The organism is Streptomyces sp. NPDC006551, from assembly GCF_040611675.1.
Lineage (GTDB): Bacteria > Actinomycetota > Actinomycetes > Streptomycetales > Streptomycetaceae > Streptomyces.
The window spans coordinates 61,512-81,021 of the sequence record NZ_JBEXOT010000016.1 but is presented as its reverse complement, the minus strand read 5'-3'; the positions used below and the strand labels follow the sequence as shown (position 1 = coordinate 81,021).

11 protein-coding genes and 4 pseudogenes are annotated in these 19,510 nt (G+C 68.3%); 5 read left to right on the top strand and 10 right to left on the bottom strand.

Translation table 11 applies throughout. The annotated features are described in order from the left end of the window. Nucleotides 1-2: 2 nt before the first annotated feature. The 3 genes from ABZY12_RS17220 to ABZY12_RS17210 form a co-directional block, all read right to left on the bottom strand. Nucleotides 3-833: a carbohydrate ABC transporter permease gene (locus tag ABZY12_RS17220; protein WP_356890993.1), complete on the bottom strand. Its 831-nt coding sequence runs from the start codon at nt 831-833 to the stop codon at nt 3-5. Next, nucleotides 830-1,735, bottom strand: a complete 906-nt coding sequence (locus ABZY12_RS17215) for a sugar ABC transporter permease (protein WP_356891069.1) — start codon at nt 1,733-1,735, stop codon at nt 830-832. Before ABZY12_RS17215 ends, ABZY12_RS17220 begins: the two co-directional genes overlap by 4 nt. A 100-nt stretch (nt 1,736-1,835) precedes the next feature. After that, the gene (locus ABZY12_RS17210; RefSeq protein ID WP_356890991.1) at nt 1,836-3,128 is read right to left on the bottom strand and encodes an extracellular solute-binding protein; all 1,293 of its coding nucleotides are present in this window, start codon (nt 3,126-3,128) and stop codon (nt 1,836-1,838) included. 231 nt (nt 3,129-3,359) lie between these two features. Here ABZY12_RS17210 and ABZY12_RS17205 point away from each other — a divergent pair, with 231 nt between their 5' ends. Continuing rightward, on the top strand, nt 3,360-4,373 hold the full coding sequence (locus ABZY12_RS17205) for a LacI family DNA-binding transcriptional regulator (protein ID WP_356890989.1): 1,014 nt from the start codon (nt 3,360-3,362) through the stop codon (nt 4,371-4,373). A 9-nt stretch (nt 4,374-4,382) separates the two neighbouring features. Further along, nucleotides 4,383-6,602 carry a glycoside hydrolase family 3 N-terminal domain-containing protein gene (locus ABZY12_RS17200; RefSeq protein WP_356890987.1) on the top strand — a complete coding sequence of 740 codons (2,220 nt, stop codon included), beginning with the start codon at nt 4,383-4,385 and terminating at the stop codon, nt 6,600-6,602. An 895-nt stretch (nt 6,603-7,497) separates the two neighbouring features. On the opposite strand, the pseudogene ABZY12_RS17195 reads toward ABZY12_RS17200, so the two are convergent. Beyond that, a pseudogene (locus ABZY12_RS17195) lies at nt 7,498-7,669 on the bottom strand (family 1 glycosylhydrolase); the annotation flags it as partial. Between the two features lie 212 nt (nt 7,670-7,881). Here ABZY12_RS17195 and ABZY12_RS17190 point away from each other — a divergent pair. The 3 genes from ABZY12_RS17190 to ABZY12_RS17180 all read left to right on the top strand — a co-directional run bounded on the left by ABZY12_RS17190 (nt 7,882) and on the right by ABZY12_RS17180 (nt 11,836). Continuing rightward, nucleotides 7,882-8,136, top strand: a complete 255-nt coding sequence (locus ABZY12_RS17190; protein WP_356890985.1) for a hypothetical protein — start codon at nt 7,882-7,884, stop codon at nt 8,134-8,136. 873 nt (nt 8,137-9,009) lie between these two features. Further along, entirely contained in the window at nt 9,010-10,440 is a 1,431-nt protein-coding gene (locus tag ABZY12_RS17185; protein ID WP_356890983.1) for an endo-1,4-beta-xylanase, read from the top strand. Nucleotides 10,441-10,534: 94 nt separating this feature from the next. Continuing rightward, nucleotides 10,535-11,836 (top strand): RICIN domain-containing protein, encoded by a 1,302-nt coding sequence (locus ABZY12_RS17180; protein ID WP_356891067.1) that lies wholly within the window; start codon nt 10,535-10,537, stop codon nt 11,834-11,836. 99 nt (nt 11,837-11,935) lie between these two features. Here ABZY12_RS17180 and ABZY12_RS17175 read toward each other — a convergent pair whose 3' ends face one another. The 6 genes and pseudogenes from ABZY12_RS17175 to ABZY12_RS17150 form a co-directional block, all read right to left on the bottom strand. After that, nucleotides 11,936-12,361: a DUF4259 domain-containing protein gene (locus ABZY12_RS17175; RefSeq protein WP_356890981.1), complete on the bottom strand. Its 426-nt coding sequence runs from the start codon at nt 12,359-12,361 to the stop codon at nt 11,936-11,938. A gap of 127 nt (nt 12,362-12,488) precedes the next feature. Beyond that, nucleotides 12,489-12,638, bottom strand: a pseudogene (locus tag ABZY12_RS17170) (IS630 family transposase); the annotation flags it as partial. 1,144 nt (nt 12,639-13,782) lie between these two features. Then, a complete protein-coding gene (locus tag ABZY12_RS17165; RefSeq protein ID WP_356890979.1) occupies nt 13,783-16,641 on the bottom strand; it encodes an FG-GAP-like repeat-containing protein in 2,859 nt (952 codons plus the stop codon). A gap of 366 nt (nt 16,642-17,007) precedes the next feature. Next, a pseudogene (locus ABZY12_RS17160) lies at nt 17,008-17,382 on the bottom strand (transposase); the annotation flags it as partial. A gap of 201 nt (nt 17,383-17,583) precedes the next feature. After that, nucleotides 17,584-18,804, bottom strand: coding sequence for an endonuclease/exonuclease/phosphatase family protein (locus ABZY12_RS17155; RefSeq protein WP_356890977.1), 1,221 nt, complete (start codon nt 18,802-18,804; stop codon nt 17,584-17,586). A gap of 89 nt (nt 18,805-18,893) precedes the next feature. Continuing rightward, nucleotides 18,894-19,469: pseudogene (locus ABZY12_RS17150) on the bottom strand (IS5 family transposase); the annotation flags it as partial. Nucleotides 19,470-19,510: the final 41 nt, after the last annotated feature.

Genomic DNA, 19,510 nt, shown 5'->3' with positions numbered 1-19,510 from the left:
GGTCAGCCCTTGGTGGCGCCGGCGGTGAGGCCGCCGATCAGCTGCCGCTCGGCGACGGCGTAGAAGGCGAGGGCGGGGACCATGGCGAGCACGATGTAGGCGAGGACGAGCGCGTAGTCGGTCGAGTACTGGCCCTGGAACTGCTGGACGCCGACCGGGATCGTCTGCCATTTCGGGTCGTTGAACACCAGCAGCGGCAGGAAGAAGTTGTTCCAGCTCGCGACGATCGCCAGCACCGAGACCGTGCCGAGCGCCGGCCGGGCCATCGGCAGCAGGATCTTCCAGAAGAAGCGGAACTTGCCGCAGCCGTCCATGATGGCCGCCTCCTCGACCTCCGCCGGAATGGTCCGGAAGAAGCCGCGCAGAATGATGATCGTCATGGGGAGCCCGAAGGCGGCCTGCGGGAGGATCACTCCGAGCGGATTGTCGAGCAGGTCGAAGTTGCGCAGCAGCAGGAACAACGGCAGGACGGCCACCGCGAACGGGAACATCAGCCCGATCGTGAACAGCGTGTAGAACAGCTCCCTGCCCCGGAACGCGTAGCGGGCCAGGACGAACGCCGCCATCGCGGAGGCCGCCACCGTGCAGCAGGTCGTGCCGATCGCGATGCCCGCGCTGTTGGCGATCTGCCGCCAGAACATTCCGTCGCCGAGAATGCCGGTGTAGTTACTGGTCTTCCAGTGCTCCGGCAGCCCGAACGGATTGGTCGTCAGCTCGCCGGTGCTCTTGAACCCGGAGATCACCGCGTAGATCAGCGGCACGACGACGAACGCGCCGATCAGCCAGACCACGGCGTGCAGCGACAGGCCGCGTACCGCCCTGCGCGCGTTCATCGGCCACCTCCCGTGGTGACGGCCCCGCTCAGGTCCCGGCGGAGCACGTAACGCTGGTAGAAGAGGGAGAAGACCAGGCTGATCATGAACAGCACCACGCTGATCGCACTGGCGTAGCCGACCTGGTAGCGCTTGAACCCGAACTGGAACATCGAGATCGCCATCGTCTCGGAGGAGTGGTTGGGCCCGCCCGCGGTCATGACCCAGACGAGGTCGAAGAGCTGGATGGCCCCGATGATCGAAAGGAAGACGCTGATCCGGATCGTCGGGCCGAGCAGCGGCAGCGTCACGTACCGGAAGCGCTGCCAGACGCCGGCGCCGTCGATGGAGGCGGCGTCGAGGATCTCGCGCGGGATGCTCTGCAGCCCGGCGAGGAAGAGCATCATGTGGAAGCCGAAGTACTTCCAGGTCATGACCACGAACAGGGTCGGCATGACCGTCGAGGGTTCGGCGAGCCACTTGCCCCGCAGCCCCTCCAGGCCGAGGGCGCCGGCGAGATGGTCGGCCATGCCGTCGCCGGGAAGGAAGATCATGGTGAAGAGGACCGCCGTGACCACCTCGGACAGGATGTACGGCGCGAAGAACAGCATCCGGTAGACGGCCCGGCCGCGCAGCTTCTGGTTGAGCAGGACGGCGGTGAACAGCGCGAAGGGCAACTGCACCGTGATCGACAGGACGATCAGGTACAGCCCGCGCCCCATGTCGCCGAGGAAGACCTGATCGGCGAACAGCTTGGCGTAGTTCTCGAAGCCGACGAAGTCGTCCATGGGGCCGATCCCGCCCCACTTGAAGAAGCTGGTGTGGACGGCGACGGCGATCGGGGCGAGGACGAAGACGAGGAAGAGGACCAGAGCCGGGACGAGGAACCAGGCGACCGACGCCCAGCTTCCCAGCCCGCGCAGGAGCGACCGGGCCGGGGCGGGCGGGCGCACCGGGACGGCGTCCTCCGTCCGCTTCTTGGTCGGGTCCTCGGCCGGGTCCTTGGTCGGGGTGGCCACGGAGCTAGGCACCCTTCGCAGCCTCGGTGATCGACTCGGTGACCTGCTCGGGCGTCTTCTCGCCCGCGATGAGGTCGGCGACGCTGTCGTTGACCTCCTGGCCGACCGCCGGCGGGTAGGCCTGGTCGAGGAAGAGCTGGAAGCCCGTCGCCTTGACCAGGCTGTCGGCCACCACCTTCTTGTTGGCGTCGGTGAGCCGGCTCTCCGCGCCCTTGACCACCGGCAGGAAGCCGTTGGAGGCCAGCAGCTTGGACTGGTTCTCCAGAACGAAGAACTTCAGGAAGTCCAGCGCCTCCTTCGGGGCACCCTTGCGCAGCGCGAAGCCGCCGCCGCCGCCGAACACCTCGGTGGCCTGGCCCACTCCCCCGTCGACCGTCGGGAAGGGGAAGAAGCCCAGGTCCGCTCCGAGGTCGGCGCCCGCGTCCTTCTGCACCGACGGTCCCCACTGCCCCATCAGCTCCATGGCGGCCTTGCCGTTGCCCATGGTCGCGGCCTGGCCGCCGGGGGTGGAGTAGCCGGCGCCGAGGAAGGACGGCTGGAACGGCTGGAGGTCGACCAGTTCCTTGAGGTGGGTACCGGCCTTGACGAAGCCGGCGCCGGTGAAGTCCTTGGTGGTCGCGGCCTGCTGCAGGGCGGGGAGGCCCGCGACGCGCATCGCGAGATAGGCCCAGTAGTAGTGGCCTGGCCATTTCTCCTTGCCCGCGAGGGCGATCGGAGTGATGCCCGCCGCCTTGAGCTTCTTCACGTCTTCGAGAAGCTCGGCCCAGGTGGCCGGCGGCGCGGTGATCCCGGCCTTGGCGAAGAGCTTCTTGTTGTACCAGAAGCCGACCATGCCGATGTCGTAGGGCACCCCGTACGTCCTGCCCCCGAACTGATAGGCCTGCAGCGAAACCGGAGTGAGGTCGGACGACCAGCCGAACGCGTCGGTGAGGTCCTCGACCAGCCCCGCGTCGACCTGCTGCTGCAGCACACCGCCGCCCCAGGTCTGGAAGACGTCGGGGAGCTTGCCGGACGAGGTGGTGGCGGTCAGCTTGGACTTGAACGCCTCGTTCTCCAACGAGGTCGTCTTGATCGTGATGTTCGGGTGAGCGGCCGTGAACGCCGAGGAGATCTGCGGGAAGAGGGACTTGCCCGGTTCCGTCGTGGCGATGTTCCACCACGCGAAGGTCACCTTGCCGTCGGCAGCCGCTTCGTCGCCGGAGTCGTCAGCGCCGCAGGCCGCGGCCAGCGGTACGGACAGTGCGGTCAGGGCCGAGAGCGCCAGGAAGCTGCGTCGGCTCGGGAGGGTGCTGGCCATGGGACCTCCGGGTGGGGAATGTCGGTTCGATCTCGAAAAAGTTTCGAAATACTCTCGAATTCGTCGTTGCCATAAAGTAGGAACGTGAAGGCTCACGGTCAAGACCTATCGCCGACTTATCCATATCCAGCGGCTCTTTTGGGGCTTGACAAGCAGGTCGGACGACCGGAAACTCTTCGAAAGTTTGCGATATCTGTCGCCTCCCCAAGGCGTCCGCGCAGAGGAGAGAAGTTGAGCGAGCAGCGCCCGACCCTGGCCGTCATCGCCGCGGAGGCAGGGGTCTCCCAGGCCACCGTGTCCAAGGTGATCAACGGCCGCTCCGATGTCGCACCCGCGACACGCGAACGGATCGAGAGCCTGCTGCGATCTCACAACTACCTCCCCCCCGGCCGGCAGGGCAGGGCGCGCAGGTCGGGCCTGGTCGACTTGATCATCGGCGGTCTGGACAGCGCGTGGGCGGTGGAGATACTGCGCGGCGTGGAGGCCGAGTGCGCCCAGCGGAGCGTCGGCACCGTCGTGTCGCTCGTCCCGCCGGGCGAGGCCACGCCGTCGAGCTGGGCCGCGCTGCCGGTCCTGCACCACAGCGACGGCGTCATCCTCGTCACCGCCTCGGTCACCCAGGCCCAGCGCGCCCAGGTCGAACGGGCCGGGGTGGCGCTGGTCGTCATCGACCCGATCGACCTGCCGGGCAACGGTGTTCCGAGCATCGGCGCGACCAACTGGGCGGGCGGCCTCGCCGCCACCGAGCACCTGCTGGAGCTGGGGCACCGCCGGATCGCCGCGATCGGCGGGCGCAAGGAGATGCTCTGCAGCCAGGCCCGCATCGACGGGTACCGTGCCGCGCTGGAGCGGGCCGGGATCGAGGTCGACCGCGACCTGATCCGGTTCGGCGACTTCCAGCACGAGGGCGGGTTCCAGCGCGCCCAGGAACTGCTCGCCCTCCCCGAGCCGCCGACCGCCATCTTCGCCGGTAGCGACCAGCAGGCGATGGGCGTCTATGAAGCCGCCCGGCAGGGCGGCCTGAGCGTCCCGCAGGACCTCAGCGTGGTCGGCTTCGACGACCTGCCGATGTGCGAATGGCTGTCACCGCCGCTGACGACGGTGCGCCAGCCGCTGGAGGAGATGGGCCGGCTCGCCGCCCGCACACTGTTCCAGCTCCTTGAGAATCAGCCCCTGGTCAGCCCCCGGATGGAGCTCTCGACCGAGCTCAAGGTCCGGCTCTCCACCGCCCCGCCCCGCCCCTAGGAGAACCCCTTGACCGAGCCCTGGCGTGACCCCCTCCTGCCCGCGCCCGTGCGAGTCGCCGATCTGCTGAGCCGGATGACGCTGGAGGAGAAGGCGGGGCAACTCGCCGGCTTCTGGGCGTTGCCCTCGAATCCGGGAGCACCTGTCGCGCCGATGGAGGACGATTCCGGCGAGTCCGCGCCCGGCCTCGACGACATCGTCGCCCATGGGCTCGGCCAGCTCACCCGGGTGTACGGCACCGCGCCGATCACCGCGGAAGCAGGGATGGAGCGGCTCGCCTCGCTCCAGCAGCAGGTGACCGGATCCGGCCGGTTCGGGATCCCGGCGGTCGCCCACGAGGAGTGCCTGACCGGGTTCATGACGTTCGGGGCGACGGTGTTCCCCGCGCCGCCGGCCTGGGGCGCGTCCTTCGATCCCGGGCTCGTGCGCGAGATGGCCGCCGCCATCGGCGCGGGGATGCGGCGGGTCGGCGTCCACCAAGGGCTGGCTCCGGTGCTCGACGTGGTCCGCGACTACCGGTGGGGCAGGACCGAGGAGTGCATCGGCGAGGATCCCTATCTCGTCGGAGCGATCGGAACCGCCTATGTGCAGGGCCTCGAAGGCGCCGGGATCGTGGCGACGCTCAAGCACTTCGCCGGGTACTCGGCCTCGCGCGGTGGCCGGAACATGGCCCCCGTCGCCTCGGGGCCGCGCGAGTTCGCCGACGTGCTGGTCGAGCCTTTCGTACGGGCACTGCGCGAGGGAGGCGCCCGGTCGGTGATGAACAGCTACACCGACGTGGACGGCGTCCCGGTGGCCGCCGACGAACGGCTGCTGACCGAGCTGCTCAGAGGTGAACTCGGCTTCAGCGGTGTGGTCGTCGCCGACTACTACGCCATCTCTTTCCTGGAGACCCGGCACGGCGTCACCGGATCGCGCGGCGGGGCCGGGGCGCTGGCGCTGACCGCCGGAATCGACGTCGAGCTGCCCACGGCCCGCTGCTACGGCGAGCCGCTGACCGAACTCGTGCGGTCGGGAAGCGTACCCGAGCAGCTCATCGACCGGGCCGCGGAACGGGTCCTGCTGCAGAAGGCCGAGCTCGGCCTGCTCGACCCCGACTGGGAACCCGTCAAGTCCGAGCCGGTCGATCTCGACCCGCCGGAGAACCGGGCACTGGCCAGGCTCCTGGCCGAACGGTCCACCGTGCTGCTCGCCAACGACGGCACCCTGCCGCTGCGGCCGTGCCGGGTCGCGGTCATCGGTCCGTACGCCGACGACCCTCAGTCCTTCCTCGGCTGCTACTCCTTCCCCAACCACGTCGCGCTGCCCGGCGACCTCGGGGTGGAGATCCCGACGCTCGGCGAGGCGCTGACCGCCGCCGGGTTCACGGTCACCGAGGACGAGCCGGACGTGAACGTGCTGGTGCTCGGGGACCGGGCCGGCATGTTCGGCCGGGGCACCTCCGGAGAGGGCTGCGACGCCGCGACCCTCGACCTGCCCGGCGACCAGGCCGCACTCGCCTCCGCCGTTCTGGACTCCGGTGTGCCGACCGTCCTGGTCCTGGTCTCCGGACGGCCCTACGCGCTCGGCACGCTGGCCGAGCGGGCATCGGCCGTGGTGCAGGCGTTCTTCCCAGGCGAAGAGGGCGGGACGGCGCTGGCCCGGATCATCAGCGGAGCCGCGGAACCGTCCGGGCGGCTGCCCGTGTCCATCCCCCGCCAGGTCGGCGGCCAGCCCGGCACCTACCTGCACGCCAGGCTCGGCGGGCACACCGACTGGAGCTCGGTGGACCCGACCCCGCTGTTCCCCTTCGGACACGGGCTGAGCTGGACCAGCTTCAGCTACTCGGAGCTCTCGGTGGATCCCGTCGCCGCGACGGACGGGTCCGTCGCCGTTTCGGCCACCGTCCGCAACGTCGGCGAGGTGGCCGGGACCGAGGTGGTCCAGCTGTACCTCTCGGACCCTGTGGCGTCCGTCGTCCGGCCGCAGCGGTGGCTCGCCGGATTCGGCAGGGTCGAGCTGCGGCCGGGCGCGGCCGCCCGGATCACCTTCTCCGTCCATGCCGACCGGACCTCTTTCACCGGGCTCGACCTGCGCAGAAGAGTGGAGCCAGGTGAGATCGGCGTGGCCGTCGGGCGGTCCAGCGGCGACCTCCCGCTCCAGGGCTCCTTCACTCTGGAAGGCCCCGTACGTCACCCGGCGGCCGACCGGGTGCTGTCCGTGCCGGTCGAGATCGTCCCGGTCCCATGACCACGCCGTACGGTGATCCCGTGCTGCCCGCGTTCCGGCCCGACCCGTCCGTTTGCAGGCGCCGTGTCCCGCGATCGCCACAGGCCGATCGCGGCGACCCGTAGGAAGCCTTCCCTCCACCTTGCCGGCCTCTGGCGGGCCCCGGCTCTGGGACCCACCGAAGCCCCACGCGCCCGGTTCCGCCCGATGGAGGTCAGGGAGTCGGAACCGCCGTACACCCACCCCACGCCGGTTCCGCGCCGCGTGCAGCCGACAGGCCCGCTCCGCCAGGGGTCGGCCTGACGCGAGAGCCTCACCTACCCCTCTGCCCCGACCCGCGGCGGGCGGACGATCCTCGACCAGAGCCCATCCGCACGCTCGACCCACAGACGCAGGAACTCGTCACCGGCAGCGAGCACTTCGCCGACCGGGGTGACCAACTCGCGGAACCGGCACAGTCCACGTTCTCCGCCCTGCCACGCGGTTGGTCCCCGGAGAGGACGGACAACATGCTCGACGGTGCACCGCGGCGGACCGGAGCCCTCAGGCCAGGCCTGCGGAAGAAGCCGGGCCCAGTGTGTGCCGGCCGTCGGCAGCGGCATGTTCCACCCCGATGGGGGGTGGCGGCGCACACGGCGGCGGGGCGGAACCGCTCGTCCGGTCCCGCCTCACCGGTCACCGCGTCTGGCCGTCTGTACGTCAGGCCTTCCGGTCCCGGCGACGCGACACGCGGTCACCCCAGGCATGCCGGTCCCCGTGCCACCGCCCCGACCGCGTGCCCGCGAGCCGCGGATTTCACCGCAAGGAGGCCGGGCCCGCGGACTTGGAGGCGCCACCCTCCACAGCAGGGGTGGGACGGACAGCGGCAGGTGCCCCCCGCTGATCTCCGCGAGGGCGTCCAGCACACTGACGGAGCCTCCAACTCCTTTGGGAGGTCGCAGTGGTCGAACGTGGGCACCGGGGTGGTCCCACCTGCCAAGAGCTCGTCCAGCAGGCGGCGTAGAAGCCGAGTCCGCGCTCCCCGGCCTGGCCCCGGCCAGTGGGCAGATCGATGGGGTGCGCCCGCCCTCGCCGGCCGCTCCCTCGATCTGGTACGCCGAGGTGACACTGCCCCACTGCGCTGACCGATGCCCCCCGCCTCACCAGACGTCGTTCCCGACGATCAGTCAGGTACGGCAGTGCCGGGTCTGTTCACGGCCAGCTCAAGGCGGCCCGGGCATCGCTGGTGGTCCGTGGATCGCCGGAGGGGACAAGGCGTCCCGCACTCCACCGACGGGGGGTCTTCGGCAAGGTCGCCGAGGTGCAGCGGGCGAGCGCCGTGGGCTTCGGCAAGCCGGCCCCGTGCGCCACGTACCAGGGGCTCTACCTCAGGGGGACGGTGAAGGAGGTCACCGCGCTGTTCCGCGCCGTCGACGGCGGTTCGAGCTGCGCTCGGATCAACGACGGCCGGCACCAGTTCGGTGGCAGCGTCATCGGCGTGATCGCCGGCGATCCCGACGTGTACGGCCGGGTCTACCTCGGACGGCGTGAAGGTGAGGCGTCCTCGCTGCGGTGACCGCGTTGCCCGACTGGCTCCAGGTCGCGCCCCAGCCGCCCGAGGTGAGCTCCTGGTTCGGCGTGTAGTAGGCCAGGGTCCAGCCGTTGAGCGCATCACCTCTTGAGGGTGATGTCGGCGGTGAACCCACCCTGCCCGGGGGCTCGTGGTCCAGGTGTGGGGCGTGTAGATGACGTCGCAGGCCACGGCCGCATGAGCGGACGTGGAGCGGCCCGCGATGAGGCCGAGGGCCGCGACGCCGAGGGCGTCCCGAGGACCGTCCATCTGCCAGGCCGTATACGGATTGCACGTGAAGTCACGCTCCCAGCTTCAACGGGATGGCCACTCTGGGGCGACGGATATCGGCGTCCCTGAGATGCGAACCGAAGGAAATACTCGCGTTTATGGCGGGATCTCTCCTCAGGAGCCGCCGTTCAGATCCAGCGCCCACTTATTGTCGCTGACATCCGCGCCCGGCCCGGGTTCCTCTCTCTTTGTCCGAAAGTGAATGTGATGGATGCCCAAGAGCCGACACGAGACGGCAGCGGACGTCACGTGATCACCTGATGTTGTTGCTTGAACTTTCAATGACAGCCCAGCTCGGTCGACCCTCATCGAAATTCTTTCGATGGCGTTTGTGCAACCGAAAGCCGCTCCGGGATACGTGAAGGGGAGGAATCTCGAAACCCTTTCGAAACTCTTGACATGTTCCTGCGGGGTTTCCACACTGAGTCCCGAGGCGATGTCGCCCATCTGTGCGGGTGCCGGGTGCCAGCCTTGGATCGTAACGCCCTGATGGTGAGCGTCCTTTGTCAATGGACGCGGGCGTCGCTAGCGCGGATTCATTCTGCCGCACTTCAATCCTTCCCTGATTTCTATCCTGGAGGCTCAGCCGTGGGCTCAAATGCCATTCCCCCACCCACCGTCCGCCGGAAGATCGGCGCTCTGCGTATGGCGCTGGTCGCCGGCGTCCTCGGTGCGACCGCCGCGCTGGTGCCGCCGCAGACCTCACACGCCGCCGAGAGCACGCTCGGCGCCGCGGCGGCGCAGAGCGGCCGTTACTTCGGCACCGCCATCGCCTCGGGCAGGCTCAACGACTCGACGTACACGACGATCGCGGGCCGCGAATTCAACTCGGTGACGGCCGAGAACGAGATGAAGATCGACGCCACCGAACCCCAGCGGGGCCAGTTCAACTTCACCGCCGGTGACCGCGTCTACAACTGGGCGGTGCAGAACGGCAAGCAGGTGCGCGGCCACACCCTGGCCTGGCACTCCCAGCAGCCCGGCTGGATGCAGAGCCTCAGCGGCAGCACGCTGCGCCAGGCGATGATCAACCACATCAACGGCGTGATGGGCCACTACAAGGGCAAGATCGCCCAGTGGGACGTCGTGAACGAGGCATTCGCCGACGGCAGCTCGGGAGCCCGGCGCGACTCCAACCTGCAGCGCACCGGCAACGACTGGATCGAAGTCGCCTTCCGCACCGCGCGCGCCGCCGACCCGGCCGCCAAGCTCTGCTACAACGACTACAACGTCGAGAACTGGACCTGGGCCAAAACCCAGGCCATGTACGCCATGGTCCGAGACTTCAAGCAGCGCGGCGTGCCGATCGACTGCGTCGGCTTCCAGTCGCACTTCAACAACGACAGCCCCTACAACAGCAACTTCCGCACCACCCTGCAGAGCTTCGCCGCGCTCGGCGTCGATGTGGCCATCACCGAACTCGACATCCAGGGCGCCTCGGCCACGACCTACGCCAACGTGACCAACGACTGCCTGGCCGTCCCGCGCTGCCTCGGCATCACCGTCTGGGGTGTGCGCGACACCGACTCCTGGCGACCGGAGCACTCGCCGCTGCTGTTCAACGGCGACGGCAGCAAGAAGCCCGCCTACACCGCCGTCCTCAACGCACTCAACGCCGCCTCTCCTACGCCCCCGACCGGTTCTGGACAGATCAAGGGCGTCGGTTCGGGCCGCTGCCTGGACGTGCCCGGCGCCAGCACCACCGACGGCACCCAGATCAACCTGTGGGACTGCAACAACCGCACCAATCAGCAGTGGGCCTATACCGCCGGAGGCGAGCTCAGGGTCTACGGCAACAAGTGCCTGGACGCCGCCGGGACCGGCAACGGCGCGAAAGTCCAGATCTACAGCTGCTGGGGTGGCGACAACCAGAAGTGGCGCCTCAACTCCGACGGATCCATCGTCGGGGTCCAGTCCGGCCTCTGCCTTGACGCCACCGCCAACGGCACCGCCAACGGCACCCTGATCCAGCTCTACTCCTGCTCGAACGGCATCAACCAACGCTGGACCCGCACCTGACCTGCCACAGCGAAGGGGTGAATCGATGAAGACCTACGGTGCGGCTTCCCCCGCCCCTCCACAAACACATCGCTGGTGGTCCCGGTTCGCCGCCGTGGTGGCGGCGACCCTCGCGATCGGCATGCTCGTCGCGGTGAATCCGGCGCCCGCCGAGGCGGCGACGGTGGACACCAATGCCTGGTACGTCCTGGTCAATCGCAACAGCGGCAAGGCGCTGGACGTCTCTGGCGTGTCCACCGCCGACGGCGCGCGGGTCAACCAGTGGACGCGCAGCGACGGAGCCAACCAGCAGTGGCAGTTCGTGGACTCCGGCGGCGGCTTCTACCGGCTCAAGGCCCGGCATTCGGGCAAGGTTCTCGACGTGGCCGGCGCCTCGACCGCCGACGGTGCCGCGATCGCGCAGTGGGCCGACGGCAACGGGGCCAACCAGCAGTTCCGCCTGGCCGACTCCGACGCGGGTCACGTCCGGCTGATCAACCGCAACAGCGGCAAGGCCGTGGAGGTGCAGGGCGGCTCCACCGCCGACGGCGGCAACGTCGTCCAGTACACCGACTGGGGCGGCGCCAACCAGCAATGGCAGATGATCAAGTTGTCGTCCGGTGGCGGCGGCGGATGCGGCAGCGCCCCGACTCTGGCGAGCGGTACGCACACGATTCAGAGCGGCGGCAAGAGCCGCAGCTTCATCCTCAGGGTTCCCGCCAACTACGACAACAGCCACCCCTACCGGCTGATCTTCGCGTTCCACTGGCGGGGCGGATCCGCCGGCGACGTCGCCTCGGGCGGAACGAGCGGGAGCGCCTGGTCCTACTACGGCCAGCAGGAACAGTCGAAAGACAGCGCGATCCTCGTCGCCCCCCAGGGCCTCGGCAACGGCTGGGCCAATTCGGGCGGTGAGGACGTCACCTTCGTCGACGACATGATCCGACGAATCGAGGGCGGCCTCTGCGTCAACACGGCACAGCGCTTCGCCACAGGTTTCAGCTGGGGCGGCGGGATGAGCTACGCACTCGCATGCAGCCGGGCGAACGTCTTCAGGGCTGTCGCGGTCATCTCCGGTGCCCAGATCAGCGGGTGCAGCGGCGGCACCCAGCCCGTCGCCTACTTCGGAATCCACGGCATCAGCGACTCCGTCCTCAACATCGCGCAAGGACGGTCCCTGCGCGACAGATTCGCCGGCAACAACGGCTGCACTCCCCAGAGCCCGCGTGAGCCCGCGCCGGGCAGCCGGTCGCACATCACCACCACCTACTCGGGCTGCCGTGCCGGGTACCCGGTCCAATGGGCCGCGTTCGACGGAGGCCACATACCCGGTCCGGTCGACGGCTCCCCCAACGAGAGCGGCGTCGCCACCTGGACCAAGGGAGAGATCTGGCGGTTCTTCGCACAGTTCCGGTGACACGCCCGCACCATGGAGTGGGGCCAGGTGATCCTGGCTCCACTCCGTCGTCGTCTATCTCGGGTTGACGGACGGAGGAGCCTCCCGGGCAGGTCTCAGTCAGATCAGGCTGTGCTGTTGTCCGGGCGGCTGCGGCAGGAGCACGTTCTGCAGGCGGCGGATATTCGCGCGCCAGGGGTCGCCATCCGATTCCTCCCAAAGCTCCATCAGCTCGGACGGCTCGGTCATGACCCGGTCGAGGGCCTGGAGGGCGAGATCGCGCAGACCGGTGAGATCAGGAAGAGGCTCTTCCGGCCCATGAACGGGATCGGCAGCCTCACCCCCGGGGCACTGCGCTGCGACGAGGGCGGCCGCGGCTACGGCTTCCTCGGACTCGGGTGCTTCGAGGTAGCCCGCGGTGTCGATCACACGGGTGAGAGTGCCGCAGACAATGCCCTCGCGTTCGCCTGCGGTTGCCTCATCAAGGTCCCCGCAGAAGTCCGCTGCGGTGTCGTTGTCGAAGGGGCCGACGTCCCAAGTGCCCATAGTCTCTCCAGCTCGTGGTGTTGACCGAGGCATCCTGGCAGAGGCCACTGACAGCGGCCCCGCGTGCGATGGATCGCGGATGCGCCAGCGGCCACTTCTTGACTGCCAGGACCTTGTAGACGACGGAGTTGTCCAGGACCAGATGGACTTCAAGATCGGTCGGCACCTCATTGCCGAGCTTGGCGAGGAACTTCTTGAACTCCCCCGCGCGGCGGCGGAGGGAGCCGATGACCTTGCCGGTCGCGGTGTCCAGTTCGGCGAAGAGGGTGGTGGTACCGGCCCCTCCGCGCGGGCGGCGGGCCCGTCGAGGACGGCGTGCGCGTCGGAGGACGCCGCATTGCCCGCCGCCACACCGAACCGCTCATCCCACGGCAGCATGCCCTGTGGGGCCGGTGACGCACGTTCGATGCTCCGGGCTTCGGGTGCACGGCTGCACGCACTACGCAGACCCCAGCCACGGGGCCGCAGTGCCTTGCGAGGTGCGCGCAGCCGGCCTGATCGTCACGACCCTGTCTGGCCGTCCCTTCGCGACGAGTCGCGCCGAGGGTGCTGCGGAAAGCGGCTCCGTCACTTCGACCCGGAAAGTCTTGGTGACCTCGTCAAGTCGCCGGTAGATCTCGGGATCTGGCATGTCGGCGGAGAGCCCTGAAATCTCCACCGTGTGCGCATATTCCCCGGCCCGAGGTTCTACGCCGAAGGTCGGACCCTCCTCCGGTGACACCACGAGCGACCAAATATGGACTCTCCTTCGCTTTTCGAGACTACGCTCGCACCATTGGAGGCCAATCCAGATGATGGGGCCGGTCCATGGCTTCGCCACCGGGCCGATTGAAATCACCGGAGACCTTGCTCCAGCTTTCCCCGCCGAAGGAAAGGGTTCTTGACCACGCCTCACGTTCTAGAAATTGCAGGCGGACAGACGACCAGGCAGACACTCGCCCAGGCGGCGGACACAGTTCACCGCAAAACGATTGCCCGGAACGCTCGTCACCGCCGACGGCCGGGGACTCAACACGGACCGCGGTCGTCAGGGGTGTCGGCGCTCAGCGGCTTGCCTCGACGACCATGCAGCCCCCGGCCCAGAGGCCCGGGCAGCCAGGCGGCCCCGGAACATGTACGGGGTCGCTTGATCGACGGCGGACGCAGTGCCGCCACAACCCATGACGCTCGGCCACGTCCCGCCAGGCCGTCCCGGTCCGGAACTCCCACACCACATCTTGCACTGGTCCCACTGGCGACGCCGACTACAGCACCAAGCACGCATCAGCCACTACAAACAACGCAGCCACACCACCGATCCTGCCCAACCATCAGGAAAAGCACCGTTGCAGTACTGGGAAGAGGAAGGGCCGCCGCGTCGTCCCCGGGTAGGACGGCACGGCGGCCCGGCCCCTTCAGCGATCAGTGATCTGCGGTCGGTGTCAGACGCGGACGTCTGCCCTGGTCCAGTTGGCGGAGCCGTTGGCGACCTGTCCGAGGTTCGTCCACTGGTTGTTGAGGTCGTTGCGGTACGCGGTTACCGCGCCGTTCGCGCCCAGGACGAGATAGTCCGCCCGGCCGTCACCGTTGTAGTCGGCGAACCGCACATCGCTCTTGGTCCAGGCGGCCGAGCCGTTGGCGACCTGCCCCAGCGACGTCCACTGGTTGTTGAGGTCGTTGCGGTACGCGGTCACCGCGCCGTTCGCGCCCAGGACGAGATAGTCCGCCCGGCCGTCACCGTTGTAGTCGGCGAACCGCACATCGTCCTTGGTCCAGGCGGCCGAGCCGTTGGCCACCTGCCCCAGTGACGTCCAGGACGTACCGGTCCCGAGGTAGCGGTAGGCGTGGGTCGCGCCGTCGGGGCCGAGGACCAGATACTCCGCGCGACCGTCACCGTCGTAGTCGGCGAACCGCACGTCACCCCTGGTCCAGTTGGTGGACCCGGTGGCGATGCTGCCGCGGTCCGTCCACTGCCCGTTGCCGGCGTTCTGGTACATGTGCACCGAACCGTTGGGGCCGAGTACCAGGTAATCGGCCCGGCCGTCGCCGTCGATATCGGCGAACCGCACATCGTCCTTGGTCCAGTTCGGCGAGCCGTTGGCGACCTGCCCCAGTGACGTCCACTGGTTGTTCAGATCATTGCGATACGCGGTCACCGCGCCGTTAGGCCCCAGAACCAGGTAGTCCCCGCGGCCGTCGCCGTCGTAGTCCACGTCGTAGTCGCCCTGCGGCGCGCCCGACCCGATCGGCGGCCCCGGGGTGACCGTGACGTCCGGGGTGAGCCAGTTCTTGGCGACCGTATCGGCCAGGGCCTTGTAGAAGGCGTCGGCCATCTTCTGGTACCCGGCGCTGTTGGGGTGGAGGCCGTCCTGGAGGTCGGCGGCCGTGATAGCGCTGAAGTCGACCTGCTCCACCTTGCGAGCGTTGGTCCGTTCCGCGGCGACGATCTTCGGGATGGCGGCATTGAACCCGTCGACCAGCGGCTGCTTGCCCTCGCGGCTGTTGGGCACGATCGGGGCCAGCAGGACGATGGTCTCGGGGGACGCCGTGGTGATCCGGTTGACCAGCCGGGCGAGCCGGGCCGGGGCGTCCTGGACCGCGTGTCCCCGGTTGATGTCGTTGCTGCCGATGTGCAGGGTGATCACATTCGGCTTCGCCGCCACCAGCCAGTTGTCGATGTTCTCGGCAATGCCGTCGATCATCCAGCCGGAGTGGCCCTCGTGCTGGTTGTCCGGCTGTCCGCCGGCCTGCTGGGAGCCGACGAAATCGAGGTTTCCCGTATGGCGCGCGAGCTGGTCGCGGAGGACGCGGCGGTAACCCTCGCACCGCTCGTACTGGGTCCCCCCGGCACAGGTGGAGCTGCCGACGCCGAGGGTGATCGAATCACCGAGTGGCATCACGGCGAGCCGGGGTGCTTTCCAGGTCGGGGAGCCGCCCTGGCCGGGGGTGTCACCGTGGTAGCTGAAGCCCTGCAGCTCGGTGACCGCGGCCATTGGATTGCCCGAGGTGTACTGGTCGACGGCGAGGAAGTTCGGCTTCTTGCGGGCGGCGGGCATACAGAACCGGCCCGCCCGGTTCGCCAGCTTGGAGTTGTCGTTGGTGGCGGTCGGCACGCTGGGGTACGTCCGGAAGTGGTTCATCACGAACAGCCGCCGGAACTTCTCCTCCTCCTTCACCAGCGGGATGTTGTTCCACCGGGTGTAGCAGGACCAGTCGGCGTCGCCGGGCGGCATGCCCATCTCCCAGTAGTTCTCCACCGTCCATGACGACTGGAGAGCGACACCGAAGTTCTGGCGCTCGTCGGCTTTGCTGGAGAAGATCAGCAGCCGCTTCCCAGCGTTCGCCATCTCGGCGATCGTCGGCCAGCCCTTGTCCCGGACGCCGCGCGCCGTGGGGTCGAAGATCAGATCCGTCAGGCCGGGAACGGCGTCCAGGTCCTTCTTCAGGTTCGCCGCCGTCGACTCGTCCTGAAGGAAGATCGTGACGATCTCCCGCCGGTTCTCCGACTGGTTCATCCAGTCAACGATGTCGCGCAGGATGGGTTCGGTCACCCGGTTGGTGTCCAGACAACTGCCGTGGCAGAGACGGGTGTTGCCGTGAATGTTGTTGTCGTAGACGTCGAGCATCAGGCCCCGGACGCCGTCGTTCAACTGCCTCCTGATCGAGTGGGGCTGCGCCGGCATCCCCGGCGCGGAGAGGTCTTCACTGTTCCAGAAAGCGTTGTGCGTGGTCAGGTAGGTCATCTGGTCGTACGTCCGGGCTTCCGGCGGCACCGACTTGATGTCCTCGCGCGGCGGGTCGATCGGGGTGACGTACCACGCGTACTCGTCGTTCGGCTGAGTCGGACTCGGCATCAGGTTGGCGCGGCCGCCCACCTTGTCGGAGTGGAGCATCCGCTCCTGGTTCTGCTGCGAATCCCACGCCTCGATCCGGAACCGCTCCCCGCCGAGGGATGTGAAGGTGAACTCCGTATCGTCCCCGCAGGCCCGCATTTCCGTCATGGACATGTCTGTATAGGGGGCCCGGGTGAAGCATTGCCCACCCCGGGTGATCCAGTACTTTCCGCTGGGCCGCTTCACCAGCCGGACCTGCTGATGGTCCTCGTCGCCCTTCGGGTTCGTCACCATGCCGGGGGAGCCGTTGGCCCTGACCATCCCACCGTTGTTCACATTGGTCAGATAGACCTCAGTGGCCGTGTGCGGTTCCTGGGGCGCGGCCACCGCGCTCGGCGCGGCGGCCATCAGCCAGCCCGCCGTGAGCAGTCCGGCAGCCATCGTCCCGGCCAGGGCCTGCGCGAGCACCCGGCGGAAGGTCCGGCGCGGCCCATCGGCCGTCGGTCTCGTCGCACTCCACGAGAGTCCCGTTGGCATAAATCACCTCTTCATGCGACATGACAATGCGTCACCTGCCCTCGCAGGTACGCATATTGACGCCGAGAAAGATGGTGAAACAGACGTGACCGTTCCACTTGGTCGGCATGGTGACCGGGAGGTGCCGGCGCGATCGTGTTCGTTGCGACTCCCAGGTGCCGTGGCAACAGCTGTTCGCCGCGCCGTTCGGGCCGTCAGCTGCGGCTCACCGCCGGTTCGCCGAATGGTCGAAGGGACGGGTGTGGGCCAAGGCTACAACTACCGCCACCTGCGCCGATGGCTCTCCCGCCGACCCGTCCGCCCGGCCGTGCCGGAGTATTGCCGCTGGACGCCTGCCGACCGGGTTCCCTTCTTCAGGAAACCGGTGTCGTCGACGATCAGGACGGCCTCCAGGTCGCCCAGATGCTCGACGACATACTCGCGCACGTCGTCCAGGACCTCGTCGGCATCCCAGTCGATCCGGTTCAGCAACCGGTGGATCCGGTCCGGTCCCGCATGACCCGCCTCCTCCGCCGGCGTCCAGCCGTTCTTCCGCTCCAGCGGAGACAGAAGCCCCCGCATATACGCCAGCGCCGACTCACACGGCTGCGACCTGGCGAAACGATGCACGAACCGCTCGTGCAGAGCCCTCAATTCACGCGCCCACGACCGAACATTCAGACAGTTCCCCATCCATGAGCAGGCCAACGACCGACCTCCCCAACCGTCACGACAAGGACCGTTGCAGTACTAGGCCTGTCCGGCGGATCATGGTTGGCCACCGCGCTGATCGACCGCTCGAGGACGCGCGGCTGACACGAACGAACGGCCCGTGCCGCACATCATGCGGCACGGGCCGTTCGTTCGTGTAACGGGTCACCCGTCACCGGAGGATCAGGAGACGGTGACCGTCGCCTGACCCCGGTAGAAGGTGTGGTCCGACAGCTTCAGGTACCTCCCGTTGGCGTCCTTGGCGGCGTCCTCCGGGAAGCGGGTGATGCTCGTGCGCGCGGCGTCATCGAAGTACATGGGGAGGGAGGCGCCGCTGAGCGTCTCGGGTGTGGTGGCCTCGGAGAAGAAGAGGTAGTCGATCTTGCTGTTGCGCTGGTCGAGCTGCGTCGGGGACAGGTCGACGATGGTGGACTGGCCGCTCCGGCAGGTCTTGGCGGGGGCGACACAGTCCGGATCCGTCATGGTCCAGTAGCCGGGGTCGGGGCCGGCGCCGTCGGGATCGCCGTAGTCGTCGCTGTCGGCTTCGTAGAACCGGCCGATGCCCCCGCCCGGCTCGGCGTCGGAGCGGTAGAAGCTGTCCAGGAAGGGGCCCTTGTGCGGCTGCGGGACCGCGTTGAAGTCCCCGCCCACCACGACGACCTTGCCGGCGTCGATGTCCTCGTCGAGTTCGGAGGCGAGACGTGCCGCCTGCGCGGAACGGGCCCGGTCACTGACGCCCTTGGCGTCGTCGAAGGCGCGCAGGTGCACGCTGCAACCCTTCACCTTCCCGGGGACGCCGACCAGGGTCACGTCGTAGCAGAGGGCGTTGAACGTTCGCGCCGGGACGAGCGGGTTACCGGCGTTGTCGAGCTGGTTGTTCTCGCCGCCGAGGGGGATCTCGTCCTTGGGGCCCAGCGCCCCACGGGCGCCGACGACCTGGCCGATCCAGCAGCGCTTGTCGTCATTGTTCGGGTCGCTGTCCATGTTCACCGAACAGTCGGACACGCCGCAGCCCGTGTAGTTGGTGAGCAGGGGCGTGAAGCCGAACTCGTAGGTGCCCGCGTACTTGTTCTGGAACCACTCGAACTGCGGGTAGCACACCTCCTGCAGCATGATCAGGTGCGGCGCAGGGACGAAGATGCTGATCTCGCGCTCGATGTGGTACAGCTTGTCGGTGCCGCCCTTGTTGCACAGGCCACCGCACATGTTGAACGTGACCGCCCGGAGCTGGACCTCGGTTCCGGGCCCGGCGTCGGCCGGCTGCGTGTCCGTCGCTGTCCGCTTCGTGTCCGTCGCCGTCGCACGGTCGGCCCGCAGCAGGTCGGCCCCGTTCTGGGCCAGGCCCACCATCAGGACCACGGAGAGGGCGACCGCGAAGGCCGCCAGAATCCCACGTATTCTCATCGCTTCCCTTGGATCGAAATCGGCGAAGGCGATGATCTTAAACGCTGCGTGGACATGTCACGCGAGGAGCCAAGGCACTGTCCAGCGGATCATGAGCGGAGCCATAGCCGGATCGCTGCTGCGGTGACGGTGCCGTGAAAGACGTAGGCCCTCTTGTCGTAACGAGTCGCGACTGCGCGAGAGTTCTTGAGCCGGTTGACGGTCCGCTCGACTTCGTTGCGTCGCCGGTAGCGGTCGCGGTCGAAACCGGCGGGCCTGCCGCCCGCCCGAGCTGCCTTTGCGTCGGCGGTTGGCCCGCTGGTTCTTGGGCTCGGGGATGGTGTGCCGGATCCGGCGTCTTCGCAGGTAGCAACGGTTGCGGCGGGAGCTGTATGCCTTGTCGCCGCTGATGTGGTCCAGCCTGGTGCGGGGCCGTCCGCCCAGCGGTCGGGGAACCCGGATCCGGTCCAGGACCTCGATCATCTGCGGGGCGTCACCCCACTGGCCTGGTGTGACCAGGAGGGCCATGGGCAGGCAGCCGCCATCGCCGGCGAGGTGGATCTTGCAGGTCAGGCCGCCCCGGGACCGTCCGAGTCCCTCGTCGGGGCGGTGGTGCCGGGGCGTCGTCCCTATTTCGGAACCCGCGGGCGGTCCTTGCGGGCCCCGGCCGCGTGCTGATGGGCCCGGCCGCAGGCCCCAGTGCCCCCTGTATCGGGCGTGGGGGTTC